The following is a 21,337-nucleotide window of genomic DNA, read 5'->3' as shown; positions in this document are numbered from 1 at the left end:
TCAGGAACGGAGGGAGCCGCGACGGCGCTGGAAGTCGGTGACGGCGTCCAGCCCGGCGTGGAGTTCCTGACGCAGCAAGGCGAGCTGCTGGGTGGAGACGTCCTCCCCCAGCAGCTCGCTCACGCGGCCCTTTTCCAGCTCCGCCAGCGCTTCCCACGGCGTCGGGGCGAGTTCGCCCACGACCGTGCCCGGGTCCGGGGGCGTCAGGCCGTCGGCGACGCCGGCGTTACCGGCCGCCACCAGGGCGGCCACGACGAGGTGCGGCTGGGCATCGGCGCCGGCGAAGCGGAACTCCAGCCGCGGCGACGCGGAGGTGCCGCAGAGCCGGACGGCGGCGGTGCGGTCGTCCAGGCCCCAGCGCAGCACGCGCGGGGAGAACGACGCGGTGCGCAGGCGGACATAGCTGTTCCACGTCGGCGCCCACACGGCGGTGAGCGCCCGCGCGTCGCGAAGCACGCCCGCGAGGAAAGCGCCGAGGCCGAACGGGAAGCCCGCGGGGCCGTCCGGGGTCGACAGTGACAGGTGGACGTGACACGAGTTGCCCTGGCCGGTCTCCGGAGCGGCAAGGTAGTCGGCGCTCGCGTTGTGCCGGGTCGCGACGCGGCGGGTGAGCAGCTGGAGCAGCAGGGCGTCGTCGCACGCGGTGAGCGCGTCACGGTGGCGCAGCACCACCTCGTACTGGCCGGGGTGGCATTCGGCGCGGGCGGACTCCACGCCCAGGACCGAGGCGGCCGAGCGCAGGTCGGCCAAGAGCGGGGCCAGGCGTTCGGTGCCGCCCACCGCGTAGTCCACACCGTGGCCGGTCAGCGGGGTGCCGGAGTCGTCGCGGAACACGACCTCGTGCTCGATTCCCACCGACGGCACCAGACCGAACTCCTCGAGCGCGGCCAGCTGCGTCCGCAGCACCGTGCGCGGCGCGAGGCCCGCCGGTTCGCCCGAGGGCAGTTCGGCGTCGCACACCACGGCCCAAGTGCGATCGCCCAGCGGCACGGCCGTCGCGGCGTCTGCGCGCATGCGCAGGTCGCCGAACCCGCCGAGGTAGGCGCTCAGGGAACCGTTGTCCGGCAACGGTTCCCGCTCCGGGGTCCAGGCGAAGACGTAGCTGCACACGCCGTAGCCGTCGTCGAGCACCGACGCGGCGAACGGCGCCTCCAGCTCCACCGCTGCGAACCGCGCGTGCGGGTCGGGCACGAGCAGCACCAGCCGCGTGCCCTCCTCGGCCAGCACGTGCCGCAGCACGGCCGCCGCGGCCGAGCCCGCCTCCGCGCGCACGGTGAGCGAGCGCGCGCCGACGGGCCGGTCGAACGGCGTCACCACGCGCCGTCCGGATCCGGCGCGTGCAACGGGTTCGGCACCCGGCCCCAGCGGACGTCGAACTCGTCGTCGCGCTCCACCTTGTCGAAGCCCTGCCCGGCGAAGTGCTCGCGGTTGAGCGTGACCCGCTCCACGTCCGGCGCGAACAGCCGGCACGCGTCGAAGCGCTCGGCCACGTCGGGGTTCTCGTCGCGGTAGCGGCCGACGACCTCGCGCACCAGGGCCCAGAAGTCGCCGCGCGCCAGGCCGACGTCGTCGAGCAGGACCTCCGCCCAGAACCGCAGCTGGCCGGAGAACACGGAGCTGAACAGCGACTGCGCGAGCAGGTGGGCGGGCCAGCGGAGCATGTCGGCGTCGGCCTCGGGCGGGAGGTCGGCGTAACACGGCAGGTCCTCGTCCATCAGGTCCACGCCCTGGGCGAAGTCCTTGATGGCCACGCGCACGGGCCGGCTGTCGGCGTCGACGACGAGGATGAGGTTCTGGCCGTGGGGGCAGAACCCGACGCCGTAGCGCAGCAGCCACTGCAGCAGCGGCGTGAGCAGCAGGTCGAACAGCCACGACAGCCACACTTCGGCGCCGTCGCCGGCCTGGGTGATCAGCCGCGTGAGCACGGCCTCACCCGAAGCGTCGCGGTAGGGCAAGGCGGCGAACGAGATCGCGCGCTCGCCCTCGGCCAGCGTCGCGACGAGCGGCTCGCGCCAGAGCGCGCCGAGCGTCTCGTGGAAGCGGTAGGGCAGCTCTTCGAGCGCGCCGAACAGCGGGTGGCGCACGGACACGCTCGCCACTTCGCCCAGCAGCGCGAACCGGTACTTCTCCGACAGCAGCGGGTCGGCCGCGTCGACGCGCCGCAGCCATTCGGTGACCGACGGCCCGGCCAGCGTCGCCGCGGAGTTCAGGCCGCGGTAGACCAGCGTGTTGCGCACGGACACAGCGGTTTTCACGTCGTGGCGATCGGGGCAGCTGCGGTTGGCGAACGTGCGCACCGTCTGGTGCGGCCGGTAGGCGTCGGCGCTCTCCCCCAGCTCGATCATCCGCCCGGTGGCCAGCTCTGCGGAGTACAGCGTGCCGAGGATCTCGTCGGCCTGCCACGGGTGCACGGGCACCCACACGTAGTCGGCCGGGTCGCCGACGGCGGCGACCCGCGTGGTGAACTCCTCACGCTGGGCGTCGTCCAGTTCCTGGTGGAGCAGCGCGGCGGCGTCGAGGTCGGCGCCGGAGCGGAACTGCGCCAGGTCGCGGTGCACGGCGTACCAGCGCAGGCGGACGTCCTCGCCCGCCTCCGGCGCGTAGCGGGCGCGGTCAGGCGCGGAGAACCCCACGCGGCCCTTGTTCAGCACGAGCCGCGGGTGGCCGGTGAGGTGACCGTCGGCGAGGTTGTAGTCCATTGTGGTCAGTTCGGCGGCGGTCGGGGCGCGGCGCAGGCGGGCGGCCTCGTTGGTGACGGTGGCGGTGAGCTCGGCGAGCACGTCGGCCAGGCGCAACCCGGTGAGGCCCAGGGTCTCCCGCGCGTCGACGACCAGGGTGCGCGGGTCGTCGGCGGGCGTTTCGGCGCCGTCGGCGAGCCGGACGGCGCTGCCCGGCAGGACCGTCCACGACTCGAACGCGCCGCGGCGGGCCTCGAAGCGGTACGAGACGTCGCCGGGGAGGTCGAGCAGCCAGGTGCGGTGGCCGTCGCGGGTCGGTTCGCCGGGCCGCGGGCGCAGCATCGCCTCGTAGGACAGCTCGCCGAGCATCTTGTGCGTCACGAGCGAGCCCGCGGCCCGCCAGGCGGCGGCATCGGTCAGGGTCACTGCTCCTCCGTGGTTTCTGATCCTGTGTTGTTCAGGCCGAACGTGGTGAACGCGGTGCGGTCGGGCAGGTCGTAGACGGCCTTTCCGCACACCGCGTTGAGGATCGCCGCGGCGCGCCAGGCGCCGAGGCCGAGGTCGGGTGCGCCGGGGCCGTGGGTGTGGCGCTCGGCGTTCTGCACGAACACCGCGCCGGTGACGCCGCCGCCCAGCTCCAGGCGGTGGTCGGCGCCGACGACGAGGCGGCCGCGGTCGTCGCGGCGCACGTCGAGCTCCCGGAGCAACGGAGCCGTCGGCGTTTCCGCGTAACCGGTCGCGGAGACGAGGGCCGCCGTGCGGTGCGTGGCGGCGCTCCCCTGCTCGGCGTGGCGCAGGCCCAGCTCGATCCCGCCTTCGCCGGCCGTGGCCGAGACGACCTCGACGCCCGGCGTGAGCGCCGCGCCGGGCCAGCCGCCGCTGATGCTGCGGCGGTAGAGCTCGTCGTGGATCGCGGCGATGGTCTCCGTGTCGATCCCCTTGTACAGCTGCCATTGCGACGGCAGCAGCCGGTCGCGTGCCGCCGCGGGCAGGCCGTGGAAGTAGGCCGTGTAGTCCGGCGTGAACTGCTCCAGCCCCAGCTTCGAATACTCCATCGGGGCGAACGCGGGCGTGCGCGCGAGCCAGCGCAGGCCGTCCACAGTGGACCGCGAGCGCAGCAGGTCGAGGAACACCTCCGCGCCCGACTGTCCCGACCCGACCACGGTCACCGTCTCCGCGGCCAGCAGCTCGGCGCGGTGGGTGAGGTAGTCGGCCGAATGCAGCGCGAGCACGTCCGGCGCCGCGACGAGGTCCCGCAACGGCTCAGGCACGCTCGGCCGGGTCCCGACGCCGAGCACGACCGACGACGCCAGCACCGGCTCAGTGCCCGACACGCTCAGCTCGAACGCCTCTTCCGCCGCCACCCAGCGAAGGCCGGTGACCTCGTGGCCGAAGCGGCACGCGGTCAGGCGGGCGGCGGCCCAGCGGCCGTAGTCGTCGTACTCCGCGCGCGGCGGGTGGAAGCGCTCGGCGAAGTAGAACGGCAGCAGGCGGCCGCGTTCGCGCAGGTAGTTGAGGAACGAGTGCCGGCTGGTGGGGTCGACGAGCGACACGAGGTCGGCGAGGAACGGGACCTGCAGCGTCGCGCCGTCGACCAGCAGCCCGGGGTGCCAGCGGAACTCCGGGCGCGCGTCGAAGAGCACCACGTCGAGCTGGTCGAGCGGGTCGGCCAGTGCGGCGAGCGACAGGTTGAACGGCCCGATCCCCACGCCCGCGAGGTCGAAGCGCTTCACGAGGCGACCGGGCTTTGCGGTGCGGTCACTGCGCGCTCGGCCGCGGCCGTGGCGACGACCTGGTCGAGGAGGGCGACGTAGTCCTCGGCGGTGGTGTGCGGGTGCAGCAGAGTGAGCTTGAGCCACAGCTGCGAGGCGCCGTCCGGGCCGGTCGGCAGGGCGCCGCGGCCGATCACGGCCGTGCCGGCTTCCAGCAGTGTGCGGCGGACGCGGGCGACGAGGTCGTCGTCGGCGCCGCGCGGGCGGAAGACAACCGTGGACAGCTCCGGTTTGCCCCACGACTGCAGCGCCGGGTGGCGTTCCACCAGCTCGTTGACCTCGGTCGCGGTGGCGCAGCAGCGTTCGACGAGGGCGCCGAGGCCTTCGGTGCCGAGCGCGCGGACGGTCACGGCCATGCGGAACGCGTCGGGGCGGCGGGAGGTGCGGATCGAGCGGCCGAGCAGGTCGGGCAGACCGGCTTCGGTGTCGTCGTCGGCGTTGAGGTACTCGGCGCGGACGGTCAGTGCGGAGAGATCTGCCGCGTTTCTCGCGCCGAAGAGGCCTGCGGCGACGGGTTGCCAGCCGAACTTGTGCATGTCGAGGGCGACGGAGTCGGCCAGTTCCAGGCCGGCGACGCGGGGGGCGAGGGATTCGCTGCAGAGGAGCAAACCGCCGTAGGCCGCGTCGACATGGAGGCGGGCGCCGGAGAGGCGGCAGATGCGGGCGATTTCCTCGAGGGGGTCGATGCGGCCGGTGTTGGTGGTGCCGGCCGTGGCGACCACTACGGCGGAGGCGCCGAGGGGGGCCAGGGCTTCTGCGAGGGCGGCGGGGATCATGCGGTCGTCTTGGCAGCGGACGACGACGGGCGCGGGGAGGCCGAGGAGCCAAGCGGCGCGGGCGACGCTGTGGTGGGAGTTCGCACCGCAGACTGGGCGGATGGTTCCTGCCGTGGATTCTCTCGCCAGGAGGAGGCCGAGGAGGTTGGATTCGGTGCCGCCGGAGGTGACTACTGCGTCGGCGGTCGGGGTGTTGGGGAAGCAGAGGTGGGCGATGCCGGTGAGGAATTCTGCTTCGAGTTCGCTGGCCATGGGGGCTTGGTCCCAGGAGTCCATGGAGGGGTTCATGGCTGCGGCTACTACGTCTGCTGCGACGGAGACGGCCAGTGGGGGGCAGTGGAGGTGGGCGGCGCAGGCCGGGTCTGACGGGTCGGCGGTGCCGGCGGCTAGGAGGGTTGAGTAGTGGTGGAGGGCTTGTTCGGCGCCGATGCCGGTTTTGGGGAGGTGTTGGGTGCCGCCGGAGGCGGCCAGGGAAGCGGCGACGGTGGCGGGGCCGCCGGAGGGGATGGGGCCGTTGCGTTCGGTGATGCCTGTTGCCATGCCGTGGACGGCGATGGGGAGGAGTTCGGTGAGGTGTGCTGCGCCGTCGCGACCGCCGGCCAGCCAGGTCGCTGAATCTCCACCCATGGAGCCGCCTTTCTTAGGGTAACCTTGCCTACCCTATGCAACAATACGGATACCCAGTGGTAGAGGACGGGGTGGGTCCTCTGTGTTCCTGCGTGTTCAGGATGGTGGGGCGGGTGGGGTTGTTGCGTCGGCCGATTGGGGGGGTCGGAGGGCGGTTTGGGGACGGCTCGGCGCGCGGAGCGCACCATTGCCGGTTTTCGGGCGGAGATGGGCACCCCGATTTTTGATTGTCACGACGGTAGAGATCGGGGGGCCGGGCGGGGGAAGGATGCGGGGAGGGGTTGGGGAGTTCGTGGGTTGCGTTGCCGGGTGGGAGTTGCCGAGGGCAAGAGCGCGGGAGGTTGGGTGGGGCGGTGAGTTGCGTGGCCGGGTGGGGGTTGGGTAGAGGCAAGAGCGCGGGGAGCTGGGGTGTGGGCGAGTTGCGTTGCCGGGTGGGGGTTGAGGGGTGACAAAAGCGCCCCAATGTGGCGCTCGGTGCAGTGGGTGCAACGGATGCCGCATTGGGGCGTTTGGGTGGTGCGGGGGTCAGCGCTTCGGGGCCAGGCCCTTGGCTAGGTCGAAGGGGTCGTTGCCGGTGGGGAGGAGGGCGATGATGGGGGTAGTGAGGCCGTTGTCCACATAGGACTGGATCTGGTCGCGGCAGGAGTCGACGCTGCCGTGGATGACCAGGGAGTCGACGACGGAGTCGGGGATGACTTCGTTGGCTTTTTTGCGGTCGCCGGCGGCCCAGGCGGTGTGCATGGGGGCGAGGGCGTCGCCGCGGCCCAGCCAGTCGTGGAATTTGGCGTAGACGGGGACGGTGAGGTAGCTGGAGATCATCATGCGGCCCAGGGCGCGGGCGGCGTCTTTGTCTTCGGTGGGGCAGACGAAGATGCGGGCGGCGAGTTCGACGTCGGGGCCGATGACCTTGCGTATCTGGGGGACGTCGGTGGCGGCCAGCCAGTTGGTGATGGCGCCATCCGCTTCCGCCGCGGCTAGGCGGAGCATGCCGGGGCGGAGGGCGGCGAGCATGACCGACGGGGCGGGGTCGGGGGCGCGTTCGAGGCGGAACTTGTTGACGGAGAAGGTCTCGTAGGACTCGGTGACCTTCTCGCCGGCCAGGGCGCTGCGGAGGAAGTGCAGGGTGTCGCGGGTGCGGGCGAAGGGGTCCTTGAACTCTGCGCCGTTCCAGCCTTCGACGATGACCGGGGAGGAGGCGCCGATGCCGAGGACGAAGCGGCCCGGGGCGAGTTCGGCGAGGGTCGAGGCGCTCATGGCGAGGAGGCCGGGGCCGCGCGTATACACGGGCACGATGGCGGTGCCGAGGCGTAGCTGCGGGGCCCACTGCGAAGCCAGCACCAGCGGGGTGAAGGCGTCGGTGCCGGCGGTTTCGGCCGTCCACGCGTCGGTGTAGCCCAGGTCGGGCAGTTGTTCCACGAGGGCGCGGTGCTCGAGCAGCGGCACCCCCGTGAGCGGGATGGTCAGGCCCCACCGGTTCATGCGTTCTCCTTGTCGACGGTGACGGCGGCGAGCTCACGCAGGATCCAGTCGACCTGCGTGCGCATCAGGTTTTCCGCGACCTCCTCGGCCTGCGGGGTCATGTGGGTCGCCCCGGCCAACGGAAGGAAGACGTGGGGGCGGCCCTTCGCCAGCAGCGCGCCGGACAGGCGCAGGGAGTGCGCCGGGAAGACGTTGTCGTCGGCGAGGCCGTGGACGATGAGCAGGGCGCGGGACAGCTCGCCGGCGTCGGCGATCAAGGAGTTGTGCTCGTAGACCGCGGGGGCGTCCTGCGGTGTGCCCAGGTAGCGCTCGGTGTAGTGGGTGTCGTAGAGGGCCCAGTCGGTGACGGGCGCGCCGGCGACGGCGGCGTGGAAGACGTCCGGGCGGCGGAGCACGGCGAGGGCCGAAAGATAACCGCCGTAGGACCAGCCGCGGATGGCGACGCGTTCGAGGTCCAGCTCCGGGTGGTCGGCCGCGGCGGCGTGCAGGGCGTCGACCTGGTCGGCGAGGGTGACGTCGGCGAGCTTGCCCGCGATCTCCCGCTCCCAGGCCGGGCCGCGGCCGGGCGAGCCGCGGCCGTCGGTGACGAGCACGGCGAAGCCCTGGTCGGCGAGCCACTGCGGGGTGAGGAAAGCGTTGCGGCTCTGGAGCACGCGCTGGGCGTGCGGGCCGCCGTACGGGTCGAGGAGCACGGGCAGCTTGCCCTCACTGGGTTCGTAGCCGCGCGGGAGCACCAGGGCGGCGCGCAGGCCGCGCTCCCCCAGCGTGAGCCAGCTGAGGTTCGGGTCGATCTCGGGGTCCACAGTGGACGACGAGATCCGACCGACCTCGGTGCCGTCGCGCAGGACGGTGACCACCGGGCCACTGTGCGCGAGGCTCCACTCCGTGAGCACGGTCAACTCCGCGCTGCCGGAGCCGCCGTGCACGCCGTCCTGAGTGGACAGCCGCTGCACGCCGCCGGAGCCGGTGCGGTAGACGTGGATCTGCGTGGAGTCGGCCTCCGACGCGGTGAAGAGCACCTGCTCGCCCGCGTGCAGCACCGCGCGCAGCTGCGTCCCCGGCGGAGTGGCGGGCTCCCCCGCCACCACGAGCCGGTGATCGCCGTCAGCCGCGCTGGCGGTGACGAGCCGGCCGTCGGAAGTCCACGCCGGCACGCCCTGGACGATGTCGACCCAGTGCTCGTCGGACTCGGTGTGCAGCTCGCTCACGGAGCCGTCGGCCGGGTCGAGCGCCAGCACGGTGAGACGCTTCTGGTCGCGCGGCTGCACCGCGAGCAGCGGCGCGCCGCCGGCCGACCAGTGCACCGTGACCAGGTACTCCCAGTCGCCGCGCTCGACGTCGATGCGGCTGCCGTCCAGGCCGAGCACCGCGAGCGACACCACGGCGTTGGGCGAGCCCGCCGACGGGTAGGCCACGACGTTGGCCGGGTGGTCCGGGTTCGCGGGGTCGCCGATGGTCCAGCGCGGCACGGGGCCGCGGTCGGAGCGCTCGGCGATGAGGCTCTGCCCGTCCGGCGCCCACCAGTAGCCGCGCGTGCGGTCCATCTCCTCGGCGGCGATGAACTCCGCGAGGCCCCACGCGATGTCGTCACCGTCTTCCCCGACGAGTGCGCGGTCGGTACCCGTGGCCAGCTCGATCACGCGCAGGCGGCGGTCGCGGACGTAGGCGACGTGCGTGCCCGTCGGATTGGGCCGCGGGTCGACGACCGAGCCGTCGACGAGCACCGCGGTCGCGCCGGTGGCCAAGTCGAGCGTGTAGAGCTTGCCGGACAACGTGAAGGTGACGACGGTGAACGCGTCGTCCACGCCGTAGGCGACCACGCCGCCACCGGTCTCCCGCGCGCGCTCGCGCCGCGCCCGCTCCTCCGGCGGCAGGTCCTCCTCGCCGGGCAGCAGCTCCGCGGCGTCGACGAGCTTGGACTCCGCACCACTCGCGAGATCGAGCGACCACAGGCTGTGCCGCGGGTCCGTGCCCGTCTCGCTGCGCAGGAACAGCACGCGCGAGCCGTCCGGGGCCACGCGGAACTGCTTGGGGGCGCCGAGGGTGAAGCGCTGCGTGCGGGCCTGGCGGCGGAGGAACGGAACGTCGTCGAGAACAGAGTCGGTCACGCCCGCACTCTTCCAGACGATCAGGCCGGCACGCCATCACCCTTCAGCATCGCCAGCTGCTCGCCGACGTCGAAGTGCGGCTCCGGGAACTGCGGCGCCATCTCCGTCATCGTCTCGATCAGCAGCTCGGCGACAGCCCAGTTGCGGTACCACTTGCGGTCGGCCGGCACGACGTACCACGGCGCGTGCTCGGTGGACGTGCGCGCGAGCAGGTCGGCGTACGCCTGCGCGTAGGCGTCCCAGCGGCCGCGGGCCTCGACGTCGGACGGCGCGAACTTCCAGATCTTCTCCGGCCGTTCCAGCCGCGAGACGAGCCGGCGCAGCTGCTCCTCGGGCGAGATGTGCAGGAACACCTTGACGATCGTGGTGCCACCCGCCACGACCTCTTCCTCGAACGCGTTGATCTGCGAGATCCGGCTGCGCCGTTCGGCCGCGGTCAGCAGACCGGACACGCGGGGCACGAGCACGTCCTCGTAGTGCGACCGGTCGAACACGCCGATCTGGCCCGACGCCGGCAGCTCCCTGCGGATGCGCCACAGGAAATCGTGGCGGCGTTCGGCGGGGGTGGGCACCTTGAAGCCCTTGTAGCGCACGCCCATCGGGTTCACCAGGCCCAGCACGTGCCGGACGGTGCCGCCCTTGCCGGAGGTGTCCATGCCCTGCAGCACGAGCAACACGCTGCGGCCGCCGCCGCTCGTGCCCTCGGCATACAGCGCCTCCTGCAAGGCGTCGAGCCGCTCGCCGGCGGTGGCAAGTTTCTTCTCGCCCTTGCCCTTCTTGCCCGGCCCGACGGGTGAGGACCCCGGATCCGGCAGCTCCGCCGTGGCACGGAGCGCGTCGCGGACCCGGGTCCCGTTGTCGTTCTTCGCCATCCGGCGACGATAACCTCAGGCAGCGGCCTTCGCGGCGAAGAGCTTCAGCAGTCCGTTCCAGCCACCCTCGGTGTTCACGCCGTCGCGGACCTTCTCGGCGGTGGCGCCGTGCCGCTCGAACGCGCGGTGTTCGACCTCGACTCGCGTGGTCCCGGGCCCCTCCTCGGTGAAAACAACCTCGATCTCGCTCGCGCGTGTCGGGTCCGGATCGATCTTCCAGTCCCCGTCGATCTGCCACGACAGAACCACTCGGCCGGGTGGCTCCCAGACGAGCACGTGACCCCAGACGCACTCGGACCCGTCGGTGAGCCGCTCGTACCAGCGTCCACCTTCTCCCGATTCGAGGACCACCTCGGCGAGCGAGCCCTCGCCCAGATGGTGCTCGCGGGGCCACCAGCTGTCGAAACCCTCGGTGTAGACCTTGAACGCGTGCTCGCGCGAGCAGGCGACGGTGATCGTCTTGCGGATCGGTTCGAGTGTCATGGCTCTTCGCTTCCTCGCTTGGGGGCGGTGGCTTCAGCTTGCTTCGCGAACGAACTCAGCGCGTCCGACCACATCTCGTCGAGGTAGGCGCGCAGCGCGGCGATCCCTTCGGGGCGAAGCCGGTACAGCCGTTTCGTCCCGGCCGCCTGGTCGACGACCAGGCCCGCCTCCTTGAGCACCTTCAGGTGCTGCGAGACCGCCGGACGGCTGATCGGCAACGTCGCGGCCAGCTCCCCCACCGCGCGCGGCCCGTCGCGCAGCGCTTCGAAGATCGCGCGCCGCGACGGGTCGGCGAGGGCGGAGAGCTGGTTGCTTCCGTAAGTCGCCACGAACGGTAAGTTACAGCTTACCAATGACGGCCGTCAATGCCACGCATCGATTCGCCGGTCGAACCGCCTGACTGCGCAACGAACGCCGGGTGAAAGCAACGTTTCCCGGCTGAAGTCCCCGCCAGTTGGATCTAGCCTGAACGCATGACAACGCTCGCCGGTCGGGAGACCGCCATCCCTGCCTCCGCCGACGGCTTCATCGAGCTCGACGAGCGGTGGAGCACGCACAACTACCACCCGCTGCCCGTCGTGATCACCGAAGCCGAGGGTGCGACGGTGACCGACGTCGAGGGCAAGCGCTACCTCGACTTCCTGTCCGGTTACTCCGCCCTGAACTTCGGCCACCGCCACCCCGCCCTGATCGCCGCGGCCGTGGAGCAGCTGGGCCGGGTCACGCTGACCTCGCGCGCGTTCCACCACGACCAGCTCGGGCTGTTCTGCCGCGAGCTCGCCGAGCTGACCGGCACCGAGATGGTGCTGCCGATGAACTCCGGCGCCGAGGCCGTGGAGTCGGCGGTGAAGGTGGCGCGCAAGTGGGCGCACCAGGTCAAGGGCGTGCCCGACGGCACGGCCGAGATCGTGGTCGCCGGCTCGAACTTCCACGGCCGCACCACCACGATCGTCTCGTTCTCCACCGACGAGACCGCGCGCGCCGGCTTCGGCCCGTTCACGCCGGGCTTCGTCACGGTCCCCTACGGCGACGCGGCCGCCCTGCGCGCCGCCATCACCCCGCGCACGGCCGCGGTCCTGCTGGAACCGGTGCAGGGCGAGGCCGGCGTGATCGTGCCGCCGGCCGGCTACTTCGCCGACGTGCGCCGCGCCTGCGACGAGAACGGCGTGCTGCTCATCGCCGACGAGATCCAGTCGGGCCTCGCCCGGACGGGCACCGTGCTGGCCCTGGACCACGAGGGCGTGCGCGCCGACGTCTACACCCTCGGCAAGGCCCTCGGCGGCGGCATCCTGCCCGTGTCCGCCGTGGTCGGCAGCCGCGACGTGCTGGGTGTGCTGAAGCCGGGCGAGCACGGCTCGACGTTCGGCGGGAACCCGGTGGCCTGCGCCGTCGGCCGCGCCGTGGTGCGGCTTTTGCAGACCGGGGAGTACCAGCAGCGTTCCATCGAACTCGGCGCGCACCTGCATGAACGGCTGTCGGCCTTGGTCGGCCACGGCCTGTCGACGGTTCGCGGCCGCGGTCTGTGGGCGGGCGTGGACATCGCTCCGGGCGGCCCTGCGGGCCGGGCTGCTTCCGAGGCGCTCGCCGGGCTGGGCGTGCTGTGCAAGGAGACGCACGACCACACGCTGCGCATCGCTCCCCCGCTGGTGATCAGCCGCGAGGAGCTGGACCGTGGCATCGACGCGATCGCCCAGGTGGTGCGCGGGTAGTCCGCTCGCGGGAGCGTTTCGCCCGGTTCGCTCGTTGAGTCCGGTATGGGACGAGGGGACTGGGTGGAACGACCGCTGGTCGGCACGGACGACGTCGACCCGGCGCAGCTGTACGCCCGCGGCAAGCAGCTGCGGGCGCGGGCGCCGGTCGACGCGCACGACCACGCGGCGGAGGGCGCGGGCCGGCCGGGCGTGCAGGAGTACTTCGCGGCGAGCAACTCGGGGCGGCTGCCCGAGCTGGTGGAGCTGCGGCGCGAGCGGATGGCGGCGTCGCCGTTCACGTTCTTCCGCGGGGCGGCCGGATTGATGGCGGCGGACCTCGCGGGTTCGCCGTCGTCGGGGCTGACGGCGCAGCTGTGCGGTGACGCGCACGCGGCCAATTTCGGGCTGTACGGCACGCCCGAGGGCCGGATCGTCATGGACGTCAACGACTTCGACGAAACCGCGCCCGGGCCGTGGGAGTGGGACCTCAAACGGCTGTCGGCCAGCCTCGTGCTCGCCGGGCGTGAGGGCGGGATCGGCGAGGCGGCTTGCCGCGAAGCCGCGGAGGACGCGGTGAAGTCCTACCGGCGCACGATCCGCGCGCTGGCGCAGCTGCCGTTCCTGCAGTCGTGGAACGCGCTGCCCGACGCGTCGGCCGTGTCGCGGGCGCGCGCCGACGAGCTGATCGACGACTTCGCCGAAGCCGAGGAGAAGGCGCGCCGCAACACCAGCGCCAAGGTGGTGGCCAAGTGGACCCGCCACGTCGACGACCACGAGACCGGCCTGGCGCGCCACCGGTTCGTCGAGGACCCGCCGGTGCTCACCCACGTCGACGACACGACGGCCGCCTCGGTCGTGGCCGGTCTGGCGTCCTATGTGGACACCCTGCGCGAGTCGCGGCGCACGCTCGTGTCTCGCTACCGCGTGGCCGACGTCGCGTTCCGCGTGGTCGGCACGGGCAGCGTCGGGCTGCGCAGCTACGTCGTGCTGCTGCACGGCAACGAGGACGAAGACCTGGTGCTGCAAGTGAAACAGGCGCAGCCTTCGGCGCTGGCGCCCTACCTCGGCGTCTCCCCCGCCGACCACGAAGGCCGCCGCATCGTCGACGGCGCCCGCCTCGTCCAGGCCGAGACCGACATCCTCCTGGGCTGGACGACGATCGACGGCATCCCCTTCGTGGTCCGCCAGTTCCGCAACCTCAAGGGCGCCATCGACCCCGCCGCCCTGCGCGAGAACCACCTCGACGACTACGGCCGCCTCGCCGGCGCCCTGCTCGCCCGCGCCCACACGCGCTCGCTGCACCCCCAACTGCTCGCCGGGTATTTCGCCGACGACGAGGACTTGGACGAGGCGATCGGGGCGTACGCCCTGCGTTACGCCGATCAGACGGAGGCTGACCACGCGGAGTTCACCGGCTGAGGCGGAACCGGCCAATGCCGGTGTCGAGCCGGCGGAGGGCCGCGGCGAGGCAGAGGGCGGCGTGGTGGTTGTGGGCGTATACGCGTGCCGGATGGCGGCAGCTCAGCCGAGGTTGTTGATGCCGAGGGAGAAGTCGAAGTTCCCCACGCCGTAGCGGGCCAAGCCCATCGTCAACACGCCCGCTCCCTCCACCCAGTGGGCCATGCTCAGGTCGCCGGTGTCCCGCGGGCGCAGTCCGAGGCTCTCGATGAACGTTGACACGCTCGCCTTGGCCTGCACATCGTCGCCGGCCATGAACACGTCCACGGGGCCGCCTTGGGCCAGGACGTGGCGGAAAAGGGTGTTGAACGCCTTCACGACATGGGCGCTCGCGGGCGCGGCCTCGGCCACGCTTTGGGCGACGGAGGTGTTGTGGGGGACGGCCAGCCCGGTGCCGGTGGCGTTGAAGGGGTTGGTGATGTCGACGATGATCTTGCCGGCCAGCGCGTCCCGGAACTCGCGGACGACAGGCACGGCGCCGTCGGACAGCACCGCGAGGATGACGATGTCGCCGGCCGGGGCGGCACCGAATGTCCCGGCCGTGGCGCCGCCGCCGAGTGTCTTGGCCAGGGCCGCGGATTTGGCCGCGTCGCGGCCGATCACCTCGACGGTGTTGCCGCCCGCTACCGCGAGCGTGCCGATGGTACGGGCCATGTTTCCCGTACCGATGAGGGTGATGCTGCTCATGAGGTGTGCTCTCTTCTGTGTAGGTCAGATGGCGGTGGCGCCGCCGTCGGTAACGAGTTCCAGGCCGTTGACGTAGCTGGAGTCGTCGGAGGCGAGGAACAGGGCGACGGTGGCGATCTCTTCGGGGCGGCCCATCTCTCCGCGGGGGATGAGGGACTCGAATGCGGCCTTGGTGGCCTCGTCGAACAGTTCTTCCTGTTTGGCGGTGGCGACCTGGCCGGGGGTCAGGACGTTGACCCGAATCTTGCGGTCGCGCAGTTCGTTGAGCCAGACGCGGGCCCAGGCCTGCTGGACGGCTTTGCTTCCCGCGTAGAGGCTCCAGCCGGGGAAGGCGCCGAGTGAGGCGTTGGATCCGGTCATGAAGATCGACCCGTTGTCGTTGATCAGTGGCAGTGCCTTCTGGACGGTGAACAGGGTGCCGCGCGCGTTGAGCCAGAAGGCGCGGTGGAACTGTTCCTCGGTGATCTCGCCGAGGACGGCGGGTTCGCCCGTCCCGGCGCTGGCCCACAACACGTCGATCGAGCCCTTTTCCCGCTTGACGGTGTCGTACAAGCGGTCCAGGTCGTCCAGGTCGGCTGCGTCACCCTGCACGGCGGTGACGTTGCGGCCGATCAGCTTGACGGCGTCGTCCAATGCTTCCTGCCGCCGAGCCTGGATGAAGACGTGAGCTCCTTGCTCGACGAACAGCTTGGCGCCGGCCAGTGCCATGCCGGTGGATCCGCCGGTGATCACCGCTACCTTGCCATCGAGCTTTCCCACAACCACTCCATTTCACTTGCCCTGCCGATGTTATGTACACCGATCTGCGTACTTAACGTATCGAACCGACGCGCAGGGTGCAAGCTATGCACACCGATCGGTACCCAGGTGGGCTACGCTGGGCGTGTGACAGATTTGGAGAAAGGGCCGCGGGGCCTGCGCCGCGGCAGGGGCGCACGAGAGCGCATCCTCAGCGCGTCACAACAACTGTTCCGAGATCAGGGCATCAACTGCACCGGCATGGACCAGCTCTGCGCGGTGGCTGAGGTATCCAAACGCACGCTCTACCAGCACTTCGCCGGCAAGGACGAGCTGATCGCCGAATGCCTGCACCGATTTGATCCCGACATCCTGCCCGAAGTGTTCGACCGCACCGACCTCACGCCTCGCGAACGACTCCTTGCCGTGTTCGACGTGCACGCACCCCTGTGCCCATTCATCCAGGCGGCCGTCGAAATCCCCGACCCGGGCCACCCGGCACGCGTGTACGCCAGCGACTACAAGAAAGCCTTTGCCGCTCGGCTCGCCGAAACCGCCCGAGAGGCCGGCGCCACCAACCCCGAACAACTCGGCGAGCAACTGGCGCTGCTCCTGGACGGCGCCGCAGCCCGCACCCGAGTCCTCAACACCGACGTGTTCACCGCCGCCACCGCCATCGCTGCCGTCCTCATCGACAACGCCATCCCCGCGGCAGCCCGGCGATGACGGTAGAAGTCCAAGTTGCCCGCGTTAGGCGACCAGCGAAGCCACATCCTCCGCGCAGCCCCACGCCAGCGTGATCCCCGCGCCGCCGTGGCCGTAGCAGTGGACGACGTCGCCGATGCGTTCCAGCCGCACGCTCGGCCGCCCCGGCCGCAGCCCCACGCGCGTGCCGAGCACGGCGGCGTCGGCCAGCCGCGGCTCCAGCTCCCGGGACCGGCGCACGATCGCGGCCGCCACGGCGGAGTCCGGCTCGAGGTCGTTGCGGCCGATCTCCTCGGTGCCACCGCACACGACGTGGCGGCCGTGCGGGATCACGTACGTCAGGTCGCCGTCGGCCTCTTCGACCGACCACGACGTGAGCCCCGGGTCGGCGAGGTGCACGACCTGGCCACGCACCGGGACGAGCGTGTCGTCGCCCGCGAGGGTGCCGCCGGCGAGGCCGGTGGCGTTCACGACCACGTCGGCGTCGAGGTCGGCCAGCGAGGTGACCGTGCGGTACTCGGTCCGCACGCCCAGCGCGGCAACCTGCTCGGCCAGCCACGTCAGGTACACCGGCGTGTCCACGAGCGCCGTGGTGAAGGCGAGCACCGAGCCCTCGCGTGACACGTCGGTCATCGCGGTGAGCCAGCGCGGGTCGGGCACGTCTTCCGGGACGCGGATCCAGCCCGGCAGGAACCGGATCCCGGGCGCGGCGAGCAGCGAGCGGTACACGCCGACGGTGGTCTCGGTCCAGCGCACCACGCGCTCGTCCGGCCGCACCACCGGCGGGTAGATCAGCCCGCCCGCCACGGCCGACGTCGTCTCCGCCGGTTTGCCCGCCGTCACGACCGTCACGCTGTGGCCCGCCTCGGCCAGCCGGTACGCGCAGCTCAGCCCGACGACCCCGCCGCCGGTCACGGTGATCCGCATGCCGCTCCCTCCGCTGGTGCTCCCGCCCGTGATCGTGGCCGAAGCCGGGCCATCGGCGCCACCCGCCATCCGCGTAGGCTCGCTCCGGGGAGGGGAGAAACCGTGAGCCGCATTCTGGCGCTCGTCGCCGTGCTCGGCGCGCTGGTGACCGTCGCACTGGGACTCGTCTACGCGGGCGGGCACTCCCCCGGCGCACTCGACGCGGGCGCCGCGCAAGCGATCGCCGGCCTGAGCCACACCACACTGAACGTGCTAGTGCTGCCGACCGAACCGTACGTGCTGATCCCGGCCATCGTGGTCATCGCCGGCACCTGCCTCTACCTGCGCCGCCGCACGGACGCGCTGCTGGCCGTCGCGGGCCCGGCGCTCGCCCTCGCGCTCAACACCTGGGTGCTCAAGCCGCTGTTCGACCGCTGGAAGAACGACATCCTCGTCTACCCCAGCGGCCACACGGTGAGCCTGGTGACCGTGCTCGTGGTGCTGATCCTGCTGGCAAAGCCGAAGGTGGTCACCGTCGTGGTCAGCGTGGTTCTCCTGTGCTGCGCGGCGATCGGCATGATCGGCCTCGGCTACCACTACCTCACGGACATCGTCGGCGGCACGTTCTTCGCCACCGCCGTGGTGACCGGGCTGCGCGCCGTCACACCGCGTCGCGTGCCAGCGCCGTCAGCCGGCTGACCGCCCGCAGGTACTTCTTGCGGTAGCCGCCGTTCACCATCTCCTCGGTGAACAGCTCCGGCAGCGGCACGCCCGACACCACGACGGGGATCGCGCGGTCGTAGAGCCGGTCGGCGAACGCCACGAGCCGCAGCCCCACGTTCTGGTCCGGCGCCGGCGTCACGTGCTTGAGGTGCACGCGCCGCACTCCGTCGAGCAGCTTGCCGTAGCGCGACGGGTGCAGCTTCGCCAGGTGCGCCACGAGCGCGTCGAACTCGTCCACAGTGGACCCCTCGTGCGCGGCGGCCGACGCGTCGAGCTCCTCGTCGCTCACCGGCGGCGGCGCGTCGGGCAGGCCGCGGTGGCGATAGTCCGGCCCGTCCACGCGAACCACTTCGAAGCGACGGGAGAGCGCCTGGATCTCACGCAGGAAGTCCTCGGCGGCGAAGCGGCCCTCGCCGAGCTTGTCGGGCAACGTGTTGGACGTCGCGGCGATGTACACGCCCGCGTCGGTGAGCTCCTGCAGCAGCCGGCTCACGAGCGTGGTGTCGCCGGGGTCGTCGAGCTCGAACTCGTCGATCGCCAGCAGCCGGTGCTCCGACAGCCGCCGCACGGCCTCGGCGAACCCGAGCGCGCCGACCAGGTGCGTGAGCTCCACGAAGGTGCCGTACGCCTTGGGCGAAGGCGCGTCGTGCCACACCGACGCGAGCAGGTGGGTCTTGCCCACCCCGAACCCGCCGTCGAGGTAGAGGCCCATCGGCCCGGCCGGGGCCGCCTCGCCGCCGCCGAAGAGCGAACGCAGCCGCGACTTCTTCGCCGGCCGGTCCCCGATGCGCCCGGCGAACGCCGAACACGACTTCACGGCGGCGGCCTGGCTCGGCTCGTCGGGGTTCGGCAGGTACGTGGAGAACCGGGCCTCGCCGAACCGCGGCGGCGGCACCAGCGAGGAGATCAGCTCGTCGGCCCCGAGCTCGGGAAACCGGTCCGTCAGGGCAGCTGCGGGCATGGCTGCAGAGCCTAACCAGGCCCCGCGCGCGGGCGGTCCGGGTGTCCGCACCCGCGTATCCCCCGGTCGGGGCGGGGTCGGTGCCCGTGCTGGGATAGCGGACGTGCGGAGCGTGTGGCCACCATCACCGGGCGGGACCGGGCCCTTGTCCGACGAGGATCTGGAGCGCGTCTACGGCTACCCCGAAGACCTGACCGACCTGGCCGGCCCGTTCGTGCAGGTCAACTTCGTGGCGTCGGCCGACGGCGCGGTAGCCGTGGACGAGCTGTCGAAGGGCCTTTCGCACCCGGCCGACCGCCGTGTGTTCCTGCTCGCGCGCGACCTCGCCGACGTGATCCTCGTCGGCGGCGGCACCGCGCGCGCCGAGAACTACCGCGGCGCCCGGACCAACGCGGTGCGCTCGGCCCGGCGCGCGCGGCTGGGTCTGGCGCCGGCGCCGCCCATCGCCGTCGTCACGCGGACGGGTTCACTCGACCCGGCGGGCCCGCTGTTCACCGACACGCGCGTGCCGCCGTTGGTCGTCACCACTTCGCGCGCCGACACCGCTGCGGTGCGGGAGGCCGGAGCCGACGTGCTCGTGGCCGGTGACGAAGACGTGGATCTGCCGAGAGCACTGGCGATGCTGGCCGAACGCGGCCTGCGGCGCGTGGACTGCGAAGGTGGGCCCGGGTTGTTCGCGGCGATGATCGCGGCCGACCTCGTCGACCAGCTTTGCCTCACCGTCGCCCCGCTGCTCGTCGGCGGCGACGCGAGCCGGATCGCGGCGGGACCGGCCGCGCGGCCGCCGCGCCGGATGGAGCTCGCGTCGATCCTCGTGGACGACGGCTTCACGCTGCTGCGCTACCGGCGGGGCCGCGGCTGATGGCCGACAGCGAGGCGCTCGTCGCGGCCGCGGCGGCGGGTGACCACGCCGCGTTCGACACGCTGGTGCGCCGGCACACGCCGATGATGTACCGCGTCGCGCTGCGCATCACCGGCAGCCCGGCCGAGGCCGAGGACGTGGTGCAGGAGGCGTGGCTGGCCGCGTGGCGGTCCCTCGCGACGTTCCGGCACGAGTCGGCGGTGTCCACGTGGCTCTACCGCGTGGTCACCAACGGCGCCCTCGATCTGCTGCGCCGCCACCGCCCCACCGTGTCGATCGAAAGCGTGTCGATCGCCGAGGCACCGGACCTCGTCGCCGACGGCACGCCCGAACGCCAGGTCGTGCACGCCGAGCAGGTGGACGCCGTGCTGCGGGCGATCGCCCGGCTCGACGTGGCGCAGCGCGTACCGCTCGTGCTGCGCGAACTCGAGGCCTCAGCTATGAAGAAGTGGCCGAAGTGCTCGAAGTCGGCGTCCCGGCCTTGCGCTCGCGCCTGCACCGGGCCAGGGTGGCGCTGCTCGGCCAGCTGAGGGAGCGGTGATGACGGACGAGGGCGCCGGCGGCCCGGAGGACCCCGAACGGGATCCTCGCTGGGACCTCGTGCGTGCCGCCGCCCGCCGTCACGTCGCGACGCCGCCCGGCCTGGTCGGCCGCGTGCTCCGCTCGCTGACCGCCGTCCGCCAGGGCCCGCCGCTCCAGCTGCCGTGCGACGACGGCGTGCTGACCGTTTCGGAAGCCGCGCTGGTCCGCTTGGCCCGCACCGTGGCCACCGATCAAGCCGAAGACGTCGACGGCGTCACGGTTTCCGCCGTCGCCCTGGCCGACGGCGAGCTGCAGATCCTGGCCACGATCCGGTTCGGCGTGATCGCCGACGAAGCCGCGCGCGTGCTGCAGCACTGCCTGACCGCGGAGCTCACCCGGCTGCTGCGAGCTCGGCCGCCGCGGGTCAACGTCCACGTCGTCGACGTGCGTCCCGGCTGAACAACCAGCGCTCACCGGCCAAGCGGAGCAACCCCGCGCGGTCGACTTTCCGCCACGAGGCCGAGCGGATCATCGCCGCGATGCCCGAGGTGCCCGACGTTGCCTGGGAGAACCGCAACTTCCTGACCCGCGTGTGCCGCTTCCTCGCGAACAACACCGAGGTGCGCCAGTTCCTCGACTGCGGCTCGGGCCTGCCGACCGCCGAGAACGTGCACCAGTGGTGCAGCGGATCCACCCCGAGGCGAAGGTCGTCTACGTCGACTACGACCCGGTCGTGGCCGCCCACGGGCGCGCGCTGCTGGAGGAGAACAACAACACGAAGTTCGTGCGGGCCGACATCTTCGAGCCCGAAAGCATCCTCGACAACCCCGAGGTGCTCGGCGCGCTCGACTGGTCGCAGCCGATCGCGCTGCTGTTCGTGGCCGCGCTGCACCACTACAAGGGCGACCGGGGCCGCCCGGCCGAGGTGACCAAGCAGTTCATCGACCGCCTGCCGCCGGGCTCGTTCGTGGTGATCAGCCACGTGCTCGACCCGGACGACGGCTCCGAGTACGACTCGACGCTCCAGGCGACCCTCGAGGTCATCCGCCGGGGCTCCATGCGGGACATCACCGCGCGCACCAAGACCGAGATCCGCGAGCTGTTCCACGAGCTGGAGATCATCCCGTCCAGCGCCGTCGGCGAGGCCGACATCGTGCCCGTGGCCGAGTGGTGGCCCGACGGCCCGCGGTACACGAAGCCGACGATCGCGCAGCAGATCATCGCGGGTGGCGTGGCGCGCAAGCTCTGAATCTCCGAATCGCTGTTCCGAGGCCGCATCCCCTGGCGGC

At 71.8% G+C, this 21,337-nt stretch carries 19 protein-coding genes and 2 pseudogenes; 8 read left to right on the top strand and 13 right to left on the bottom strand.

The genetic code is table 11. The annotated features are described in order from the left end of the window. The 9 genes from K1T34_RS31670 to K1T34_RS31630 form a co-directional block, all read right to left on the bottom strand. On the bottom strand, positions 1 to 1,314 hold the full coding sequence (locus K1T34_RS31670) for a glutamine synthetase family protein (RefSeq protein ID WP_220247515.1): 1,314 nt from the start codon (positions 1,312 to 1,314) through the stop codon (positions 1 to 3). Then, the gene (locus tag K1T34_RS31665) at positions 1,311 to 3,104 is read right to left on the bottom strand and encodes an IucA/IucC family siderophore biosynthesis protein (protein WP_220238415.1); all 1,794 of its coding nucleotides are present in this window, start codon (positions 3,102 to 3,104) and stop codon (positions 1,311 to 1,313) included. The genes K1T34_RS31670 and K1T34_RS31665 overlap by 4 nt, the downstream gene beginning before the upstream one ends. Continuing rightward, entirely contained in the window at positions 3,101 to 4,411 is a 1,311-nt protein-coding gene (locus K1T34_RS31660; protein ID WP_220238414.1) for a lysine N(6)-hydroxylase/L-ornithine N(5)-oxygenase family protein, read from the bottom strand. The genes K1T34_RS31665 and K1T34_RS31660 overlap by 4 nt, the downstream gene beginning before the upstream one ends. Next, a complete protein-coding gene (locus tag K1T34_RS31655) occupies positions 4,408 to 5,853 on the bottom strand; it encodes an aminotransferase class V-fold PLP-dependent enzyme (protein ID WP_220238413.1) in 1,446 nt (481 codons plus the stop codon). Before K1T34_RS31655 ends, K1T34_RS31660 begins: the two co-directional genes overlap by 4 nt. Before the next feature lie 525 nt (positions 5,854 to 6,378). Continuing rightward, entirely contained in the window at positions 6,379 to 7,332 is a 954-nt protein-coding gene (locus K1T34_RS31650; RefSeq protein WP_220238412.1) for an LLM class F420-dependent oxidoreductase, read from the bottom strand. Continuing rightward, positions 7,329 to 9,440, bottom strand: coding sequence for a S9 family peptidase (locus tag K1T34_RS31645; RefSeq protein ID WP_220238411.1), 2,112 nt, complete (start codon positions 9,438 to 9,440; stop codon positions 7,329 to 7,331). Before K1T34_RS31645 ends, K1T34_RS31650 begins: the two co-directional genes overlap by 4 nt. Before the next feature lie 20 nt (positions 9,441 to 9,460). Next, the gene (locus tag K1T34_RS31640) at positions 9,461 to 10,312 is read right to left on the bottom strand and encodes a PPK2 family polyphosphate kinase (protein ID WP_220238410.1); all 852 of its coding nucleotides are present in this window, start codon (positions 10,310 to 10,312) and stop codon (positions 9,461 to 9,463) included. A gap of 15 nt (positions 10,313 to 10,327) precedes the next feature. After that, a complete protein-coding gene (locus tag K1T34_RS31635; RefSeq protein ID WP_220238409.1) occupies positions 10,328 to 10,795 on the bottom strand; it encodes an SRPBCC family protein in 468 nt (155 codons plus the stop codon). Continuing rightward, positions 10,792 to 11,124 (bottom strand): helix-turn-helix transcriptional regulator, encoded by a 333-nt coding sequence (locus K1T34_RS31630; protein ID WP_220238408.1) that lies wholly within the window; start codon positions 11,122 to 11,124, stop codon positions 10,792 to 10,794. The genes K1T34_RS31635 and K1T34_RS31630 overlap by 4 nt, the downstream gene beginning before the upstream one ends. Positions 11,125 to 11,268: 144 nt before the next feature. On the opposite strand from K1T34_RS31630, the gene rocD reads away from it, so the two are divergent. Together rocD and K1T34_RS31620 are read left to right on the top strand one after the other, a co-directional pair. After that, on the top strand, positions 11,269 to 12,504 hold the full coding sequence (gene rocD / locus K1T34_RS31625) for an ornithine--oxo-acid transaminase (protein WP_220238407.1): 1,236 nt from the start codon (positions 11,269 to 11,271) through the stop codon (positions 12,502 to 12,504). Between the two features lie 45 nt (positions 12,505 to 12,549). Further along, complete coding sequence (locus tag K1T34_RS31620; protein ID WP_220238406.1) at positions 12,550 to 13,905, top strand: DUF2252 domain-containing protein; 1,356 nt, start codon at positions 12,550 to 12,552, stop codon at positions 13,903 to 13,905. 102 nt (positions 13,906 to 14,007) lie between these two features. Here K1T34_RS31620 and K1T34_RS31615 read toward each other — a convergent pair whose 3' ends face one another. Together K1T34_RS31615 and K1T34_RS31610 are read right to left on the bottom strand one after the other, a co-directional pair. Continuing rightward, complete coding sequence (locus K1T34_RS31615) at positions 14,008 to 14,631, bottom strand: NADPH-dependent F420 reductase (protein WP_220238405.1); 624 nt, start codon at positions 14,629 to 14,631, stop codon at positions 14,008 to 14,010. A gap of 24 nt (positions 14,632 to 14,655) precedes the next feature. Continuing rightward, positions 14,656 to 15,390, bottom strand: a complete 735-nt coding sequence (locus tag K1T34_RS31610) for an SDR family NAD(P)-dependent oxidoreductase (RefSeq protein WP_220238404.1) — start codon at positions 15,388 to 15,390, stop codon at positions 14,656 to 14,658. Between the two features lie 126 nt (positions 15,391 to 15,516). On the opposite strand from K1T34_RS31610, the gene K1T34_RS31605 reads away from it, so the two are divergent. Then, entirely contained in the window at positions 15,517 to 16,095 is a 579-nt protein-coding gene (locus tag K1T34_RS31605; protein ID WP_220238403.1) for a TetR/AcrR family transcriptional regulator, read from the top strand. 24 nt (positions 16,096 to 16,119) lie between these two features. Here the strand turns inward: K1T34_RS31605 and K1T34_RS31600 are convergent, their stop codons facing one another. Then, positions 16,120 to 17,001: an FAD-dependent oxidoreductase gene (locus tag K1T34_RS31600; RefSeq protein ID WP_220238402.1), complete on the bottom strand. Its 882-nt coding sequence runs from the start codon at positions 16,999 to 17,001 to the stop codon at positions 16,120 to 16,122. 102 nt (positions 17,002 to 17,103) lie between these two features. Here K1T34_RS31600 and K1T34_RS31595 point away from each other — a divergent pair, with 102 nt between their 5' ends. After that, positions 17,104 to 17,679, top strand: a complete 576-nt coding sequence (locus tag K1T34_RS31595; RefSeq protein WP_255637701.1) for a phosphatase PAP2 family protein — start codon at positions 17,104 to 17,106, stop codon at positions 17,677 to 17,679. On the opposite strand, the gene zapE is transcribed toward K1T34_RS31595, so the two are convergent. Beyond that, on the bottom strand, positions 17,642 to 18,664 hold the full coding sequence (gene zapE, locus K1T34_RS31590; protein ID WP_220238401.1) for a cell division protein ZapE: 1,023 nt from the start codon (positions 18,662 to 18,664) through the stop codon (positions 17,642 to 17,644). The genes K1T34_RS31595 and zapE overlap by 38 nt on opposite strands. A 103-nt stretch (positions 18,665 to 18,767) precedes the next feature. Here zapE and K1T34_RS31585 point away from each other — a divergent pair, with 103 nt between their 5' ends. From K1T34_RS31585 to K1T34_RS31570, 4 genes and pseudogenes are all read left to right on the top strand, one after another. After that, entirely contained in the window at positions 18,768 to 19,526 is a 759-nt protein-coding gene (locus K1T34_RS31585) for a pyrimidine reductase family protein (protein WP_255637700.1), read from the top strand. Beyond that, positions 19,526 to 20,067 (top strand): annotated as a pseudogene (locus tag K1T34_RS31580) (RNA polymerase sigma factor). The gene K1T34_RS31585 and the pseudogene K1T34_RS31580 overlap by 1 nt, the downstream one beginning before the upstream one ends. Beyond that, the gene (locus tag K1T34_RS31575) at positions 20,067 to 20,507 is read left to right on the top strand and encodes a hypothetical protein (protein ID WP_220238399.1); all 441 of its coding nucleotides are present in this window, start codon (positions 20,067 to 20,069) and stop codon (positions 20,505 to 20,507) included. Before K1T34_RS31580 ends, K1T34_RS31575 begins: the two are co-directional and overlap by 1 nt. Before the next feature lie 80 nt (positions 20,508 to 20,587). Continuing rightward, positions 20,588 to 21,297, top strand: a pseudogene (locus K1T34_RS31570) (SAM-dependent methyltransferase). Positions 21,298 to 21,337: the final 40 nt, after the last annotated feature.

The sequence above is a fragment of the Amycolatopsis sp. DSM 110486 genome (genome assembly GCF_019468465.1).
Lineage (GTDB): Bacteria > Actinomycetota > Actinomycetes > Mycobacteriales > Pseudonocardiaceae > Amycolatopsis.
Note: the sequence above shows the minus strand (reverse complement) of the source record. Positions and strands in the feature narration are given on the sequence as shown.